We start from the raw sequence: 17,058 nt of genomic DNA, 5'->3' as shown, positions 1-17,058 counted from the left end.
TGTACCGTTGTTCTACACTTGATAGGTAAGCATAATGAGCCGTAAAGACAGAATGTTATCCCAACTTGGAATTAATCAGTGGGTATTACGTAAGCCTGCTGTACTTAAAGGCGATCATTCTGTTCAATTTCCGGGGACAACACGTTTACTTATCATTACTGATGATACCGTTGATCTAAATAACGGGCTTTTCTCTGATATTTTTAGCGCCATGGGGATAGATAAAAGTGAAATCTATTGTATTACAACAGATGATGTGAGCATGCTCACAGAATCATTTGATCTTCCCTGTTGGTTATTAGGCACTGATCTCTCTCTTCCCTCTCAATATACTTCTTTGAGAAGCCCTTCGTTACATCAATTATATTTTGATGCCGATGCAAAACGCGATCTTTGGAAACAAATCTACCAATATGAAGACTATTTCACCACTAGAGCCGGCTGATTTACCTTTGGCATGGCAAATTGAAAAATTAAGTCATTCATTCCCTTGGAGTGAAGCTACTCTTTATAGCAACCAAGGAAGTAATTATTTTAATCTGAAAATTTGCACTGATAATATTATTGTAGGTTTTGCAATTACGCAATTAATATTAGATGAGGCAACACTTTTTAATATAGCCATTCACCCTGATTATCAAGGGAAAGGTTTTGGTAAAACATTGTTAATGCAACTTATTGATACGCTTGAGAAAAAAAACATCTCGACTTTGTGGTTAGAAGTAAGAGAATCAAATAAAAAAGCGTTTAATCTCTATGAATCTATTGGATTTAATTCGGTCTCTGTACGTAAAAATTACTATCCAACAAAGACAGGAAAAGAAGATGCGATAATAATGGCTTATCCTATTTCTTTCTAATTAAATATTATTTTAAGTTAAATTTAAGACGTCTTATTTGGGGCGTTTTTTTATTTTTATTTTAAATAAATAATTTTTAATTTGTATGAATTTTATTTAATTTTATTCTTTTTGTTACCTTAATCGGAATTTATCTAAATAATTTAACTTTTGTTATAGATGTATTTTTTATCTAAGTTATTAGCATAATGTTACAAAACCTAAATATTTTGATAAATAAAGTAAAGCACCTATTTACTTTTGTTTTAAATAAAATCATCTTTATAAAAAATAGATGATATTAAAATCAAAGAGAGATAATTTATTATTCTAATTTTTATCTTCATTCGTCCTTTAGCATAAAATAAAGCGTCTAATTCTTTGCTTTATTAATACATTCTTGGTGTGTTTTATGCTTCTAGTTGTTATTTATTTACTTTGTTAATCAATTTTTGTTGAGATGATGAACAAGAAAGTCGCCTATAAATATAAGACTATGGAGTGGATTTTATAGGTTATTGGGTGAAATGCATGCGATTTAATTATCACAATCACTAGGCTTTAATCTCTTCAGCAGATAAAATAGCAACCATCGATTGTTTATGCAGACAAGATAGGCGAAAATAGCCGCCAATTAAGATTAACTTACGGATTGAATGTCTTTAACCGCCACTTAATTATTATTTATCTAAATATATCAGTGCCTTGCATTCATCCGTCTATCAACCAGAAGATTACCATTGATGTCTAATCCTATTTTTCAGCAAGAAGTTGCTCGTCGTAGAACTTTTGCCATAATTTCCCACCCCGATGCGGGTAAAACAACCATCACTGAAAAAGTGTTGTTATTCGGACAAGCCATTCAGCGCGCAGGAACGGTAAAAGGGCGTGGTTCAAACCAGCATGCAAAATCTGACTGGATGGAAATGGAAAAACAGCGTGGTATTTCGATTACAACTTCTGTGATGCAATTTCCTTATGCCGATTGTCTAGTTAACTTACTCGATACCCCAGGGCACGAAGATTTCTCTGAAGATACTTATCGTACATTAACTGCCGTTGACTGCTGTTTAATGGTGATTGACTCCTCAAAAGGGGTTGAAGATCGTACGCGTAAATTAATGGAAGTGACTCGCTTACGCGATACTCCAATCTTAACTTTTATGAATAAATTGGACCGTGATATTCGTGATCCAATGGAAGTTATGGATGAAGTTGAAACAGAATTAAAAATTGCATGTAGTCCTGTAACGTGGCCTATTGGTTGTGGAAAGTTGTTTAAAGGGGTTTATCATATTCTCAAAGATGAAACTTACCTTTATCAGACAGGGCAAGGCCATACTATTCAAGATTCTCGTGTTATTAAAGGATTAGATAACCCAGATTTGGATATTGCAATAGGCGACGATTTAGCAAAACAATTACGTGATGAACTGGAATTAGTACTCGGTGCTTCTCATGAATTTGATCATGAAGCATTTTTAGCTGGCGAGTTAACACCCGTTTTCTTTGGTACTGCATTAGGTAACTTTGGTGTAAACCATATGCTTGATGGCTTGGTAAAATGGGCACCAGCGCCAATGCCACGAAAAACGGATGTCCGTGAAGTCATTGCATCAGAAGAGACGTTTAGTGGATTTATCTTTAAGATCCAGGCCAATATGGATCCTAAACATCGTGACCGTGTTGCATTTTTACGCGTTGTTTCTGGCAAGTACGATAAAGGCATGAAACTGCATCAAGTTCGTATCAAAAAAGATGTGGTTATCTCCGATGCTCTAACCTTTATGGCGGGTGATCGTTCTCATGTTGAACATGCTTATCCTGGCGATATTATTGGTTTGCATAATCACGGTACCATTCAAATTGGTGACACCTTTACACAAGGTGAAATCTTGAAATTTACTGGCATTCCAAACTTTGCACCAGAATTGTTCCGCCGTATTCGTTTACGTGATCCACTGAAACAAAAACAGTTACTCAAAGGTCTGGTTCAGTTATCAGAAGAAGGCGCGGTACAAGTATTTAGACCACTGGCTAATAATGACTTAATTGTGGGTGCTGTTGGTGTGCTTCAGTTTGATGTGGTGGTTGCTCGACTGAAAAGTGAATATAACGTTGAAGCGATTTATGAGTCAGTAAACGTTTCAACAGCACGCTGGGTTGAGTGCAGTAGCGAGAAAAAACTGGAAGAGTTTAAGCGTAAGAATGAGCAAAACTTGGCGCTCGATGGTGGTGACAACTTAACCTATATTGCTCCTACAATGGTTAACTTAAACTTAACTCGTGAACGTTATCCTGATGTCGAATTCCATCAAACTCGTGAACATTAATTTTTAAGTAAAGCGCGCTTATTGATTAAAAAGTCATGCATTTTTGCATGACTTTTTTGTGGCCTAATTTTACTGTTTTTCTATACTGTTTACTCGCAATTTGCTTTTTTCGTGTCTGTTTTTATGATGATGACTATTTTCTGCATTAGTTAATATCCTATCTAAAAGTCCTTCTTAATAGAGAATTGTTCCTTTTTTTTTCTGTTAGCATAACGCCAAAATATATCGTTATTTATAATTATCTATAAGATTATTTGTAGCTATTAATGACTTTTTTAGAATAAAGTTATTAGGAATACTCTTTATTTGCTATTTTTTGCTTTATTTAACCTTGGTTGTTCATTAGGGTGAATATATTATTTGCCAATAATTTGTATTACTTAACTCAAATATACATATTTCCTATCCACTTATTGTGATTAAGGAGAGAGCAATGAAAAAACAAAAAAATATAAAGCGATTACTCGTTATAGTTGTAGGATTGTCTCTGCTTAGTGCTAATGCGCTAGCTGAAACATCTTGGTACGGTGAAATTAATAGCGGAGTAAATACAACGGGTCATTATCTTAGTGATACGGCTATTTCTAAAAAAATTAAAGACACATTATTGCCTATCCAAGGTATTGATAGTGATTCACTTTCTATTCGTACTGAGTTTGGTCATGTGTTTATTTCTGGCTTTGTTAGCAGTAAAGAACAAGAAGCACAGCTAATTCAAATTATTGAAAAAATTGAAGGTGTTAAAAGCGTTGATTCATCAGCCAATATAAAATAATGGTCTTTAAATGCGTTTATTAGTAAAAAAAATCAACTTTACTCGATTTATTTTGCATTAATACGTAAAAATAATGACGCAAAAAAAATGTACAGGTATCCTTTATTAAGTTGTATAAAGGAGACATTATGGGGAAATATATACCTGTCACATTAAATGATATAAGTGCACTCGAATTTCAGTCGTCCCTTCCTCAAGGCAAAGTGGCTTTAGTATGCGAAGGCGGTGGGCAACGTGGTATTTTTACTGCGGGTGTTCTTGATGAATTTATGCGTTCACAATTTGACCCTTTTGATGTTTTACTTGGGGTTTCTGCGGGCGCACAAAATTTATCAGCTTTTGCCTGTGGACAGCGCGGTTATGCGCGTAAGATCATTAATCGCTATACAACTAATAACCAATTCTTTAATCCTATTCGCTTTGTGCGAGGAGGAAATCTACTCGATCTCGACTGGTATATTGACACGACAGCAAAAGAAATGCCCCTAGATATGCACAAGGCTTTGCGCCGATTTGATGCCGGGCGTGAATTTTATATGGTGGCGTGCCGTGCTGATAATTTTGCGGCTAATTATTTTCAACCAGATGAAATGACTTGGCTCGATATCATTAAAGCATCTAGTGCTATTCCAGCTTTTTATCGCAATGGTGTACTGTTTGATGATGTTGTTTATCATGATGGCGGTATTAGCGATGCTATTCCTGTAAGAGAAGCTTATCGTCGAGGATGTCGCACTATTGTTGTTGTTCGCACCGTACCTTCAGAATATCAATACACTACAGAGTGGGTAGAACGAATGGGAAAATGGTTTGAGAATAGCCGTCTACAACGTTTTACGCATATGGCTCAAGTGCATATTGAAACCTATACTCAAACTCTTGAATTTATTCAGTCTCCGCCAGAAGATGTTGTCATTATTGAGATATTTCCACCCACAACATTGCAATCAAGTGCATTAGGAAGTCGTTTAAATGCGCTAAATCATGATTATCATGTTGGTCGCCGTTGTGGACGTTATTTTCTTGCGACGATAGGGCAACATTTTTCTCATAAAAAATTCAAACAGCACGATAAAAAACTCTTCAGCTTATTTGAAAATGAAGCAAAATCAGATAAAGCAGAAGAAGCACAGATTATTCAAAAAGGGACTCGAAGTGTGCATCCTGATGTACGGAGTATTCAAGAATGAATAAATTTATTGATACCCACTGCCATTTTGATTTTCCTCTCTTCCAACAAGACCTTACTCAGAGTTTGTCGTTGGCACATCTTGCTAATGTAGAAAAAATAATTATTCCCGCAGTTGCTCGTTGGAATTGGGATATTATCTCTGAATTATCAAATAAGTATCATCAATTATATGGCGCATTAGGATTACATCCTTTATATATCAATGAGCATACAGAACAGCATTTAATTGAATTAAAAGAACGATTAGAAACAGCTTCCTGTTGTGTTGCTGTGGGTGAGATTGGGTTAGATAATTATATGGCTGAACCTCAAACAAAAAAGCAGGAATTTTTTTTAATTAAACAACTTAAACTCGCTGCGCAATTCGATTTACCCGTTATTCTTCATTCACGTAAAAGTCATGACAAATTGCATGCACTGTTGCGTCGTTATGATGTGCCTCGTAAAGGGGTTATTCATGGTTTTGCAGGTAGTCAACAGCAAGCAGAAAAGTTTATTGAACTTGGCTATTTTATTGGTGTGGGTGGAACAATCACCTATGAACGAGCACAAAAAACACGTCGTGCAATTACCTCATTACCATTAGATAGATTATTGTTAGAAACTGATGCGCCCGATATGCCGGTAAGTGGATTTCAAGGCGAACCCAATCGACCTGAGCGTATTAAGCATGTCTTCTACCAACTTTGTGAACTACGTCGAGAAACACCAGAGGCTATTGCAAAGCAACTCTATTTGAATAGTCTACAATTATTTCGGTTAAAGGATGATATTGTCTCTTTGAATTGAATTTAAGCTGGATAACTTCCACTTAAATAGATTTTATCTTGTTGATTTAACTAATAAAATAAAATATCTTTACTTTTATATCCTGATAAATTATTGATTAACAATAAACCTATCTTGTTAATTAGATGATATTTTCCTTCTCGTAAAATTGTCTTTTATACTTTTCGTTCCCTTTTATTGTGATCTATATCTCATTTGTAACTTTTATGTTACTTTTTTCGAGCTTTAATTGTGATGGATATAGACGGTTCTTTTTCTGGACTGGGTATAATTATTTCGTAAAAGAGTCAGTAGGCTTGAATTCAAGTGTTACTGATAATCCATTAAATTTTTTAGGTGAACAGGGATCCTTCAATGCAACTCATTATGAGCTTGGTCGGAATGGTAACGTTAGTATTAATTGCCATTCTTTTTTCCAGCAATCGACGAGCTATTAGATTACGTACCGTTGGTGGCGCATTCCTTATTCAGATTGGCTTAGGGGCATTTGTTCTTTACTCTGAAGGAGGGCGTGAGGTACTTCTTGCGGTTTCTGATGCAGTTAAGAATGTTATTGATTACGGCAATAATGGGATGAGTTTCTTATTTGCTGGATTAGTATCAGATAAAATGTTTGAGCTATTTGGTAATGGCGGCTTTGTTTTTGCTTTACGTGTCTTACCGGTTATTGTTTTCTTCTCTTCATTAATCGCAGTACTGTATTACTTAGGCATTATGCAGATTGTGATTAAAATTCTTGGTGGCGGTTTACAAAAAGTTCTAGGAACTTCGCGTACCGAATCAATGTCAGCAACAGCAAATATTTTTGTTGGACAAACCGAAGCACCACTGGTTGTGCGTCCTTATATTGCGCGTATGACAACCTCTGAGTTATTTGCTGTAATGTGTGGTGGATTAGCTTCTGTTGCTGGTTCTGTACTTGCGGGTTATGCAAGTATGGGCGTGCCATTAGAATATTTGATAACTGCGTCGTTTATGGCTGCACCTGGTGGTTTATTATTTGCTAAATTACTGATCCCTGAAACTGAAACGCCTGACGATCAAAAAGATGCACTCGATAAAATGAGTGATGAAGAAAAACCAGCAAACATTATTGATGCAGCTGCGGCTGGTGCATCTTCAGGTTTACAGCTAGCACTTAACGTAGGTGCAATGCTATTAGCATTCGTTGCCTTAATTGCATTAGTCAATGGTATTCTTGGTGGTATCGGTGGTTGGTTCGGTTATGAGAATTTCTCATTAGAACTCGTTTTAGGTTGGGTATTTGCCCCGATAGCCTTCTTGATTGGTGTGCCTTGGAATGAAGCGACTATCGCGGGTTCTTTCATTGGTCAAAAATTAGTTATCAATGAGTTTTATGCTTATTCTGAGTTTAGTAAGTATCTTCAAGAAGATGCCAATGTATTGGCTTCTGGATTAATGGTACTTTCTGATCAAACTAAAGTAATCATCTCCTTTGCACTATGTGGTTTTGCCAACCTTTCTTCCGTTGCCGTATTATTAGGCGGATTGGGCGGTATGGCACCTAATCGCCGTAAAGATGTTGCTCGTTTAGGAATGAAAGCTGTACTTGCAGGTACGCTCTCTAACTTAATGAGTGCGACAATTGCTGGATTCTTCTTTGCATTAACCGCAATGGCTGTTGTTGCTGCGTAATTATTTTTCTGATTAAGAGCAGATAGGTTATTCATCTATCTGCTCTTTTATGTTTGTTTTCTAGTGTGATGTTAACTACTTTTATTATGAGAGATATTTCGCAGATTGTACTGAATATCGCCGATTAGTCTGTTGTTTTGTTTAGATTAAGATTTTTTTGCGTTATAACGACGACTTAATAGCGATATTCGAGTAACATTAAAGCAGAAAATAGCCAAATCGTGACTTCTATCACATTTTAATGTCATTGATTGCAAGTTGCATTTGATTAGTGTGATGTAAAGCACATCTAATTGTTCCTTAGCGTGTTCAAATAAGATGTGCTGAAACTTCATGGAATGGCGAAAGCTCAATGACGGGTCGCCGAAGTGAGCATAGCGCGGTGAGAAGGATCTCAGCTGTCGTTGTGGTGTTAAGCTGCAACAACATCTTCAAGGAACCAAGTCCGCTCGCCAACAAAATTAATCGCTAACCTTAAGCGTAGCCCAAAGGGCTTGAGAAACATCGTTGGAGAGTTTTATGACAGATTTAACCGCTGCAGCGCGCCTTGCGCTGTCTTTGATGGATTTAACTACATTAAATGATGATGATACTGATGCAAAAGTGACTGCTTTGTGTCATCAGGCTAAAAGCCCAGAAGGCAATACGGCCGCTATTTGTATCTACCCTCGCTTTATTCCTTTAGCGCGTAAAGTGTTACGCGAACAAGGTACACCAGACGTTCGTATCGCAACTGTAACCAACTTCCCTCATGGTAATGATGATTTAGATATCGCATTAGCAGAAACCAATGCGGCATTAGCTTATGGCGCAGATGAAGTTGACGTTGTTTTCCCTTACCGTGCATTTATGGCAGGTAACGAACAAATCGGTTTTGATATCGTTAAAGCATGTAAAGAAGCATGTGCTGAAGCGGGTTCATTACTGAAAGTAATTATAGAAACGGGTGAGCTGAAAGATCCTGCGCTGATCCGTAAAGCATCTGAAATTTCTATTAAAGCAGGTGCAGACTTTATTAAAACGTCTACAGGTAAAGTGCCTGTAAATGCAACACTGGAAAGTGCTGAGTTAATGATCCAAGTGATCCACGACATGGGTGTTGGCAAAGAAGTTGGCTTTAAACCTGCTGGTGGTGTTCGTACCGCAGAAGAAGCCGCTCAATACCTTGCTTTAGCTAATCGCATTATGGGTGATAACTGGGTTGATGCCCGTCACTTCCGTTTTGGCGCGTCAAGCTTGTTAGGTAATTTATTAGCCACTTTAGGTCATGGCGAGCAAAAATCGTCTAGTGGTTACTAATCCATTCGTGAAATACGCCCACGGCTAATAAGCATGGGCGTTACTAGTACTATAAAGCCAGGAGGTTGCAGTGTTTCTTGCCCAAGAGATTATTCGTAAAAAGCGTGATGGTCATCCTTTAACTGAGGAAGAAATTCGCTTTTTTATTAACGGTGTCAGAGATAATACTGTTTCTGAAGGTCAAATTGCTGCGTTAGCAATGACTATCTATTTTCATGACATGACTATGCCAGAGCGTGTTGCACTGACATTAGCTATGCGTGATTCCGGTACAGTGCTTAACTGGAAAAGCTTAAACCTAAATGGTCCAATAGTTGATAAACACTCAACAGGTGGTGTTGGTGATGTCACTTCACTGATGTTAGGGCCAATGGTCGCGGCTTGTGGTGGTTATGTACCTATGATTTCTGGTCGTGGACTCGGCCATACAGGTGGAACACTTGATAAACTCGAAGCAATTCCGGGTTTTGATATTTTCCCTGATGATGAAAAATTCCGCGATATCATTCGTAATGTAGGTGTTGCAATTATTGGGCAGACTAACTCATTAGCACCTGCTGACAAACGTTTCTATGCAACCCGTGATATTACTGCAACAGTTGATTCGATTCCGCTTATTACTGCATCAATTTTAGGTAAAAAATTAGCTGAAGGCTTAGATGCATTAGTGATGGACGTTAAAGTTGGATCGGGTGCTTTTATGCCAACTTATCAGAAATCTGAAGAGCTGGCGGAGTCTATTGTAAAAGTTGCTAATGGTGCTGGTTGTCAAACCACAGCGCTGTTAACCGATATGAACGAAGTTCTGGCTTCTAGCGCAGGTAATGCGGTTGAAGTTCGTGAAGCGGTTCAATTCTTAACTGGAGAATACCGTAACCCACGTTTATTTGAAGTTACCATGGCTTTGTGTGTTGAAATGCTAGTATCAGGTCGTTTAGCAGATGATCGCCAACAGGCTCGTCAAAAACTGCAAGATGTATTGGATAATGGCAAAGCGGCTGAAGTATTTGGTCGTATGGTTGCAGCCCAAAAAGGTCCATCTGACTTTGTTGAAAACTACAATAAATACCTGCCAACTGCGGTATTAAGTAAACCTGTATTCGCTGAAACTGCGGGATTTGTTACTGAAATGGATACCCGTGCTTTAGGTATGTCTGTTGTGACACTAGGCGGCGGCCGCCGTAAAGCAACTGATGCCATTGATTATAGTGTTGGATTAAGCGATATCGCAGCGTTGGGTGCTGAAATCAGCTCTGATACGCCTTTGGCGATGATCCACGCTAATAGTGAAAAATCATGGCAAGAAGCCGCTGCTGAAGTACGTAAAGCAATAAAAATTGGTGACAGCAAACGTGAAGCATCACCAATGGTTTACCGCCAAATCAGCGAATAAGAACTCAATTACGATTTATAAGTGACATATCCGTGGTCTACGGAAAATGACACAGGAGAGAGAATTATGAAACGTGTATATATCATGGTATTAGATTCCTTCGGTATCGGTGCTGCCGGTGATGCGGAGAAATTTGGCGACCAAGGTTCAAACACTTTAGGTAGTATCGCAAAAGCGTTTGCTGAAGGTAAAGCAGATAAAGACGGTCGTAAAGGTCCTCTTCATTTACCTAATCTATGCCGTTTAGGTTTAGCCAAAGCAGCAGAAGAATCTGCTGGTGAATTCCCTATTGGTTTAGATAAGAACGCAGATATTATCGGTGCGTATGCTTATGCAAGTGAGATCTCTTCTGGTAAAGATACTCCGTCAGGCCACTGGGAAATTGCGGGTGTTCCTGTTCTGTTCGATTGGGGATACTTTAAAGATCTGAAAAACTCTTTCCCACAAGAATTGTTAGAAAACATCGTTAAGCGTGCAAAATTACCGGGTTACTTAGGTAACTGCCATGCATCAGGTACAGTCATTCTTGATGAGCTGGGTGAAGAACATATGAAAACCGGCAAACCGATTTTCTACACCTCTGCTGACTCAGTATTCCAAATTGCTTGTCATGAAGAAACTTACGGCTTAGATAAGCTGTATGAACTGTGTGAAATCGCTCGTGATGAATTAAATAAAGGCGATTACAATATTGGTCGTGTTATTGCTCGTCCATTTATTGGAGACAAACCAGGCAACTTTGCACGTACTGGTAACCGTCATGACTTAGCCGTTGAGCCACCAGCACCAACCATGTTGAAAAAACTGGTTGATGAGAAACAAGGGCATGTAGTTTCTATCGGTAAAATTGCAGATATCTACGCTAACGTAGGTATTACGAAAAAAGTGAAAGCAACCGGTATTAATGCATTGTTTGATGCAACGATAGAAGAAATGAAACAAGCGGGTGATAACACTATCGTATTTACCAACTTTGTTGATTTTGACTCTTCTTATGGTCATCGTCGTGATGTAGTTGGTTATGGTGAAGCGTTGGAATTATTTGACCGTCGTTTACCTGAGCTGATGGAATTGGTTACTGGTGATGATATTCTTATCTTAACCGCAGACCACGGTTGTGACCCATCTTGGCCGGGTTCAGATCATACACGTGAACATATCCCTGTTTTAGTTTATGGTCCTAAAGTTAAACCTGGTTCATTAGGTCATCGTGAAACATTTGCCGATATCGGACAAACTGTTGTGAAATACTTCGGTGTATCACCTGTCGATTATGGTAAAGCGATGTTTTAATTTTACTTCGGTAGGTATAGCAATATACCTACCGATTTATTTGAATAGTAAGTAAAAAGATTAATTAAAAGGAAGAATTATGGCTACCCCTCATATTAACGCAGAAATGGGCGATTTTGCTGATGTCGTTTTAATGCCGGGCGATCCGCTTCGTGCTAAATACATCGCTGAAACTTTTTTACAAGACGTTCGTCAGGTAAATAGTGTTCGTGGTATGTTAGGTTTTACAGGTACGTATAAAGGCCGTAAAGTTTCTGTAATGGGTCACGGTATGGGTATCCCTTCCTGCTCTATTTATGCGAAAGAACTTATTACTGACTTTGGCGTAAAAGTGATCATTCGTGTTGGTTCATGTGGTGCTGTATTACCTGATGTTGAACTACGTGATGTTGTTATTGGTATGGGTGCATGTACTGACTCTAAAGTTAACCGTCTGCGTTTCAAAGACCAAGATTTTGCAGCTATCGCTGATTACCAATTAGTTCAAAACGCTGTTGATGCAGCGAAAGCAAAAGACATCAAAGTTCGCGTGGGTAATATCTTCTCTGCAGATCTGTTCTATTCACCAGATCCTGAAATGTTTGATGTAATGGAAAAATACGGCATCCTAGGTGTTGAAATGGAAGCTGCTGGTATTTATGGTGTTGCTGCGGAATACGGTGCAAAAGCACTGACTATTTGTACTGTATCTGACCATATCAAGAAAGGTACACAAACGACAGCTGAAGAACGTCAAACTACCTTTAACGAAATGATTGAGATCGCATTAGAATCTGTTTTGTTATTAGAAGACTAATCGATAGAGCCTCGTTGCTTAAAATGAAAAAGCCCAATTTTAATTGGGCTTTTTTTGTTTAGTTTTATTTTTAATAAATAAATTAAAAACTAAGGAGCATAAATATAAGTTTCTAAATAAGGATCAACTTTAATCGTATATTTATCAATATCGCCTAAATTAAGAGATGAAGGCTCTTTGCACTCTTTTTTACTAATAATATTATTATCTTTATAAATGATCACACCATTAAAGTACCAGCCTCGTCCCTCGCCATCATAAACCACATAACTGTAGTTACCGTTTTTAAAGCGTACATAAGTAGAGGCACCGGCCACAAACATCTGATGACCATAAAAAACATTGTTATTTTGTTTTTGAGGAACTGGAAGCGTTATCTCAGTTTTTGCTAATGTGCCATATCGATAAATGGGTGGTTTACCTTGTTCAGCGAAGACGCTGACATATTTTCCATTTTCAAGCTGACAAGAATACTCTTTAGCTTCTACATTTGAGGCTACTAATACGAATACCGCAGCTGCAATAATAGATGCTCTCATATTGTTCTCTCCATTTAACGCCCACCTCATATTGTTTCGAGTATTACTGTAAGTATCGGCTAAGACCGAAAAATATGTAGAGTAAAAACTCCTAATAGTTTAGATATGTAATTATATTTTCACTTTAACTGAAATTTATTAATTATACAGAATAAATAACTAGTTATAGTTATCTATTTTTTCATTTCAAGAAAAATAATAGTGATAGTCAACTTATGTGAAATTTTATTTCTAAGTAGTGATTGAAATTGAATATATAATCTAAATTATAAATAAAAAATAGTGTTTTATTTTTAATTTAAAAGGATTGATTGCATTTAATGTAATCAATTGGAGTTCTATTGTAGGAAAAACAGATTAATATAACTTATCGAATGAAGAGGTTAGTAATATCAGTATGTTAGTTGTAAATGGCTTATTTTTATATATTTATCAACATATTATAATTATTTCATTCAATATCTTTGTTATTAAAGCATTTTTCATTGTGATCTCAATCACATAAAAGAGATTATTAAAATACCTCACTTGTAAACACAACTTTCCATTCTCTTTTAATTTATTGATATATATAACTATTATTGTCCATATAATGTTACCATATGATTATTCATTATCACATAAGTAACTAACTTATTTAATAAGAAATTGTATAGTATTGTTATGCAATTAATTTAAGTTACCATCGGTTTTATTTGGAGAATATAGTGAAAAATCAAGATTTATTAGGTTTATCTTCTGCTAACATTCTAAACGCTGAATTTGAGAAGAAATACCATGACGTTATTGCTCACTTTTTCAGCCGTAATCCGAAGTATTGGCCGATATTTCAGGATAAAACAATCCAATCTATTACACAGTTTAGAAAAACGACAACCAATGATAAGGATCAATTACAGCGTTATTCTAATGGGCCTGAGTTATTTGAACGTTTAATGTCTGATACACAAGTTCAACAGCATATTAATTATCCAGAAAACGATCCTAATGAACTGCTGATGCTCGTTTCTACTCTTTGTAAAAACTGGGAGAATCCATTAGCGGTTGAAAACGTAATCGCAATGCCAAGTGATCCGGGGGTTTATGGTTCAATATTAGGGTTAATGGGTAACCCTAATATGGTGTATTGCGAATACTCTGGTATTGCAGATGGATTAGAAAAAGTCACAATCAAAAAAGTTGCAAAGCTGGTGGGTTATGACCCTGAAGTGGCGTCGGGCGTGTTCACGCAAGGCGGTACCATGTGTAACTTATACGGTTATTTATTCGGGTTACGTAAGTCTATGCCTAATTCTAAGCATTTAGGTATGGCTGCTGATCAAGATTATCGTATTATCAACTCTCAAGGCGGTCATTATTCTAATATGACGAACCTTGCACTGCTAGGTGTTGATGTGGATAACAAAACTATCCGTATTAAAGTAGCTGAAGATAACACTATCGATTTAGATCACTTAGAACACGAATTAAGAGCCTGCTTTACAGTGAAATGTAAAGTGCCAACTATTATGCTCACTACAGGTACAACCGACACTTTTGGTGTTGATGATGTTAAAGGTGTTTGTGAGCTGCGTGACCGCTTATGTGAAGAGTTTGAAATTCCAGTGAAGCCACACGTTCACGTTGACGCCGCTGTGGGCTGGCCTATTATATTCTTCTTAGAATATGATTTTAGTGGCAACCCATTAGCTATTAATGATGCGACATTAGAAGGATTACGTGAGAATGTTGAGAAATTCAAACATCTGAAATATGCCGACTCAATCACTATCGATTTTCATAAATGGGGTTATGTCCCTTACACCTCAAGTATGGTGTTAGTTAAGAATGGTAATGATTTCGTTGCACTAGAAAACGACCCAGAAAACTTTACTTACTTTGAACATGAGCTAGAAGGGCAAACTCACTTACAATCTACTATCGAATGTACGCGTAGTGGTGTGGGGATCTTTGGCGCTTATTCAGCTATGCATTATATGGGCGTTGAAGGTTATCAAACCATTATTGCTCACTGTCTACAAAATGCGAACTATATGCGTCACCAATTATTAGAAATGGGTAATGCAAAGGTTATCGTGCCACAAAACCAAGGGCCAAGTGTTGGTTTTAAACTTTATGATCCTAATTTAGTTAAAGATCCTAATGTTGCTTTTGATTTAGAGCTAACGTGCTCTACGGATAAAGACGCTTATGACTTTATGGTTCATAATACACAGTGGCATAGAAAACTATTCTTACAACGTGGTAGAGAAGGATTATTTACTAACTGGGTAGACTCTATTGCATGTTCTAAATATGCGAAAAATAATCGTTATGTTTATATTCCGGGTGAGAAAGCTGTATTTATGAATCCGAATACAGAGCGGGCACATATTGATAATTTTTTGAAAATATTAACTAAGATGAGCCAAAATCAAAGTTCAAAGAAAGTAGCAAAAATTTAATTAAATAATTGGCTGATTAAATAGAAACAAACTGTACTTTAGTTGAGAGTAATTCATATTGAAGTACAGTTTTTTGTTCTATGCACTAATGCTACAGATTATCTGAGTTGGCTATCTTTACTGCCTCGGCGGTTATAACCACTAAATGCATTATTCTTTTTATCTAAGATGTCTTGGCAGTTTATGCAATAACGTACACCGGGTACGGCTTTTTGCCTAGCAAGAGAAATAGCATCTCCACATTCATCGCAGTACTCAGCACTTTCACCTTGTGCCATTTTATTACGGGCTCTTGCAATTGCGTCATCAATGGTGGCATCTATTTGCTCTTGAACAGCACTATCATTAGCCCATCCACTTGCCATAATATTCTCCTATTCCAACATCGAATATAAATACTATTATTGGGGTGCCGATTAAAAAATCAACACTCACCATTAAAAAATGGCAACTTAAATATTAATAAATTTAGCAAATAAAAATAATTAGAAAGAAAAATCCCCTCATAAAGAGGGGAAAACTTCAGAGGCATAAATATCGTTATTATTGTTTTTGTTCTCTAATAAATAGAGAAAGGATAAAGAATAGAGCAACAAAGACGATGATTAAATTAAAGCCAACAGAAACACTATAGCTTTCTGATACTTGTCCGATTAGTGACCCCGCTAATGCGCCACCTAATCCAGATGCAACATAGATTAAGCCCATTACAGAACCGCTTTTACTGGTTAATTTGGTTGCCACCGCAGCAGCGGTTGGAAACAATACAGATAATGCAAAACCAAACACCATAAATAAATAGACAACATCTTGTACAAAAATACGGCTAATAATAATTGCCACTAAAGAGAATAATGAAAACAGAATTAAGGTTTTACGATCACCTAATGCGAGGTTGATAAAGCCACCAATAAAGCGCCCGATAGTAAATAAGAAAGCAAAACTTGAAATAACATAGGCTGCGGTTTCTGCTTTCTGGGCATTGGTTAAATTACCAATATCCATTGAGGTATAAAAAATAGGGAAGAAGTTTAAAAATGCTGCTTCAGCTGCAACATATAAAGTAATAAATGAGATAACCAGTAGTAACGATTTCTGTGTTAGCAACTCTAAAATGTCACTAAACTTCATATCAACTTGTGCGCTATTTTCTATTTTTAAAGTGCTTAATACCACAATGATCAGTGCGACAATCACGGCAACACCAACATAAAATGCGCGCCATGAAATAGAGTGAGAAAATAGATATTGTAAAATAAGTGGTGTGACAATCATCCCTACGCCAAACATCGCATTAGAGACATTAAACATCATACCGGCTTTTTCTTTATAAAAAGTAGGAATAACGGTAACGATAGACACTAACATCGAACCAATACCTAAACCAATAACTAGATAAAAACCAAAAAATAACATGACATTAAAGGCAAGGCTGGTTCCGGTTAAACCGACAGCCATCATTAATGAGCCAATAAACATCATGATTTTTAGGCCTTTTTTATCGGTAAAATAACCCGTTAATAAACTAGCAACTAAAAAACCAATTTGGAAAAAAGTAATCAACGAGCCGACTTGGCTCATATTTAATGAAATATCGTGTTGAACTTGTTCGAGAATAAGGCCTTTAGTGTTCTGTATGCCACCGAGTAAAAACATCGTGACAAACAGGAGGAAAAAAACTTTCCATTTTTGTTGTTTCGCCATAATTTA

Annotated in this window: 15 protein-coding genes; 12 read left to right on the top strand and 3 right to left on the bottom strand. The window is 36.9% G+C overall.

All coding sequences use genetic code 11. The features are described from left to right. Positions 1-34 precede the first annotated feature (34 nt). The 11 genes from PH4a_RS04385 (at position 35) to deoD (ending at position 12,365) form a co-directional block, all read left to right on the top strand. On the top strand, positions 35-445 hold the full coding sequence (locus PH4a_RS04385; RefSeq protein WP_129038040.1) for a DNA polymerase III subunit psi: 411 nt from the start codon (positions 35-37) through the stop codon (positions 443-445). Next, positions 414-860 carry a ribosomal protein S18-alanine N-acetyltransferase gene (rimI, locus tag PH4a_RS04380; RefSeq protein ID WP_129038038.1) on the top strand — a complete coding sequence of 149 codons (447 nt, stop codon included), beginning with the start codon at positions 414-416 and terminating at the stop codon, positions 858-860. Before PH4a_RS04385 ends, rimI begins: the two co-directional genes overlap by 32 nt. Positions 861-1,582: 722 nt before the next feature. Further along, positions 1,583-3,172, top strand: coding sequence for a peptide chain release factor 3 (prfC, locus tag PH4a_RS04375; protein WP_129038036.1), 1,590 nt, complete (start codon positions 1,583-1,585; stop codon positions 3,170-3,172). Between the two features lie 433 nt (positions 3,173-3,605). Beyond that, positions 3,606-3,947 carry a BON domain-containing protein gene (locus PH4a_RS04370; RefSeq protein ID WP_129038033.1) on the top strand — a complete coding sequence of 114 codons (342 nt, stop codon included), beginning with the start codon at positions 3,606-3,608 and terminating at the stop codon, positions 3,945-3,947. A gap of 128 nt (positions 3,948-4,075) precedes the next feature. Then, positions 4,076-5,137, top strand: coding sequence for a patatin-like phospholipase family protein (locus PH4a_RS04365; RefSeq protein WP_129038031.1), 1,062 nt, complete (start codon positions 4,076-4,078; stop codon positions 5,135-5,137). Next, complete coding sequence (locus tag PH4a_RS04360; RefSeq protein ID WP_129038029.1) at positions 5,134-5,928, top strand: TatD family hydrolase; 795 nt, start codon at positions 5,134-5,136, stop codon at positions 5,926-5,928. The genes PH4a_RS04365 and PH4a_RS04360 overlap by 4 nt, the downstream gene beginning before the upstream one ends. A gap of 354 nt (positions 5,929-6,282) precedes the next feature. Then, positions 6,283-7,584, top strand: a complete 1,302-nt coding sequence (locus PH4a_RS04355) for a NupC/NupG family nucleoside CNT transporter (protein ID WP_064721107.1) — start codon at positions 6,283-6,285, stop codon at positions 7,582-7,584. A 519-nt stretch (positions 7,585-8,103) separates the two neighbouring features. After that, complete coding sequence (gene deoC / locus PH4a_RS04350; protein WP_064721106.1) at positions 8,104-8,883, top strand: deoxyribose-phosphate aldolase; 780 nt, start codon at positions 8,104-8,106, stop codon at positions 8,881-8,883. Positions 8,884-8,953: 70 nt separating this feature from the next. Further along, entirely contained in the window at positions 8,954-10,276 is a 1,323-nt protein-coding gene (gene deoA / locus PH4a_RS04345; protein WP_064721105.1) for a thymidine phosphorylase, read from the top strand. A gap of 66 nt (positions 10,277-10,342) precedes the next feature. Beyond that, complete coding sequence (gene deoB, locus PH4a_RS04340) at positions 10,343-11,569, top strand: phosphopentomutase (RefSeq protein ID WP_064721104.1); 1,227 nt, start codon at positions 10,343-10,345, stop codon at positions 11,567-11,569. Positions 11,570-11,648: 79 nt separating this feature from the next. Beyond that, entirely contained in the window at positions 11,649-12,365 is a 717-nt protein-coding gene (gene deoD / locus PH4a_RS04335; protein WP_064721103.1) for a purine-nucleoside phosphorylase, read from the top strand. Between the two features lie 89 nt (positions 12,366-12,454). Here the strand turns inward: deoD and PH4a_RS04330 are convergent, their stop codons facing one another. Further along, complete coding sequence (locus PH4a_RS04330; protein ID WP_064721102.1) at positions 12,455-12,904, bottom strand: hypothetical protein; 450 nt, start codon at positions 12,902-12,904, stop codon at positions 12,455-12,457. Positions 12,905-13,611: 707 nt separating this feature from the next. On the opposite strand from PH4a_RS04330, the gene PH4a_RS04325 reads away from it, so the two are divergent. Next, a complete protein-coding gene (locus PH4a_RS04325; protein WP_064721101.1) occupies positions 13,612-15,348 on the top strand; it encodes a pyridoxal phosphate-dependent decarboxylase family protein in 1,737 nt (578 codons plus the stop codon). A gap of 98 nt (positions 15,349-15,446) precedes the next feature. Here PH4a_RS04325 and PH4a_RS04320 read toward each other — a convergent pair whose 3' ends face one another. Together PH4a_RS04320 and PH4a_RS04315 are read right to left on the bottom strand one after the other, a co-directional pair. Further along, positions 15,447-15,713, bottom strand: a complete 267-nt coding sequence (locus PH4a_RS04320; protein WP_129038027.1) for a DksA/TraR family C4-type zinc finger protein — start codon at positions 15,711-15,713, stop codon at positions 15,447-15,449. Positions 15,714-15,891: 178 nt separating this feature from the next. Continuing rightward, the gene (locus tag PH4a_RS04315) at positions 15,892-17,052 is read right to left on the bottom strand and encodes an MFS transporter (RefSeq protein WP_129038025.1); all 1,161 of its coding nucleotides are present in this window, start codon (positions 17,050-17,052) and stop codon (positions 15,892-15,894) included. Positions 17,053-17,058: the final 6 nt, after the last annotated feature.

It is taken from the genome of Proteus hauseri (assembly GCF_004116975.1).
In the GTDB taxonomy this organism is placed as follows: Bacteria; Pseudomonadota; Gammaproteobacteria; order Enterobacterales; family Enterobacteriaceae; genus Proteus; species Proteus hauseri.
The sequence above is the reverse complement of the archived record's forward strand: the minus strand, read 5'-3'. Positions and strand labels throughout refer to the sequence as shown.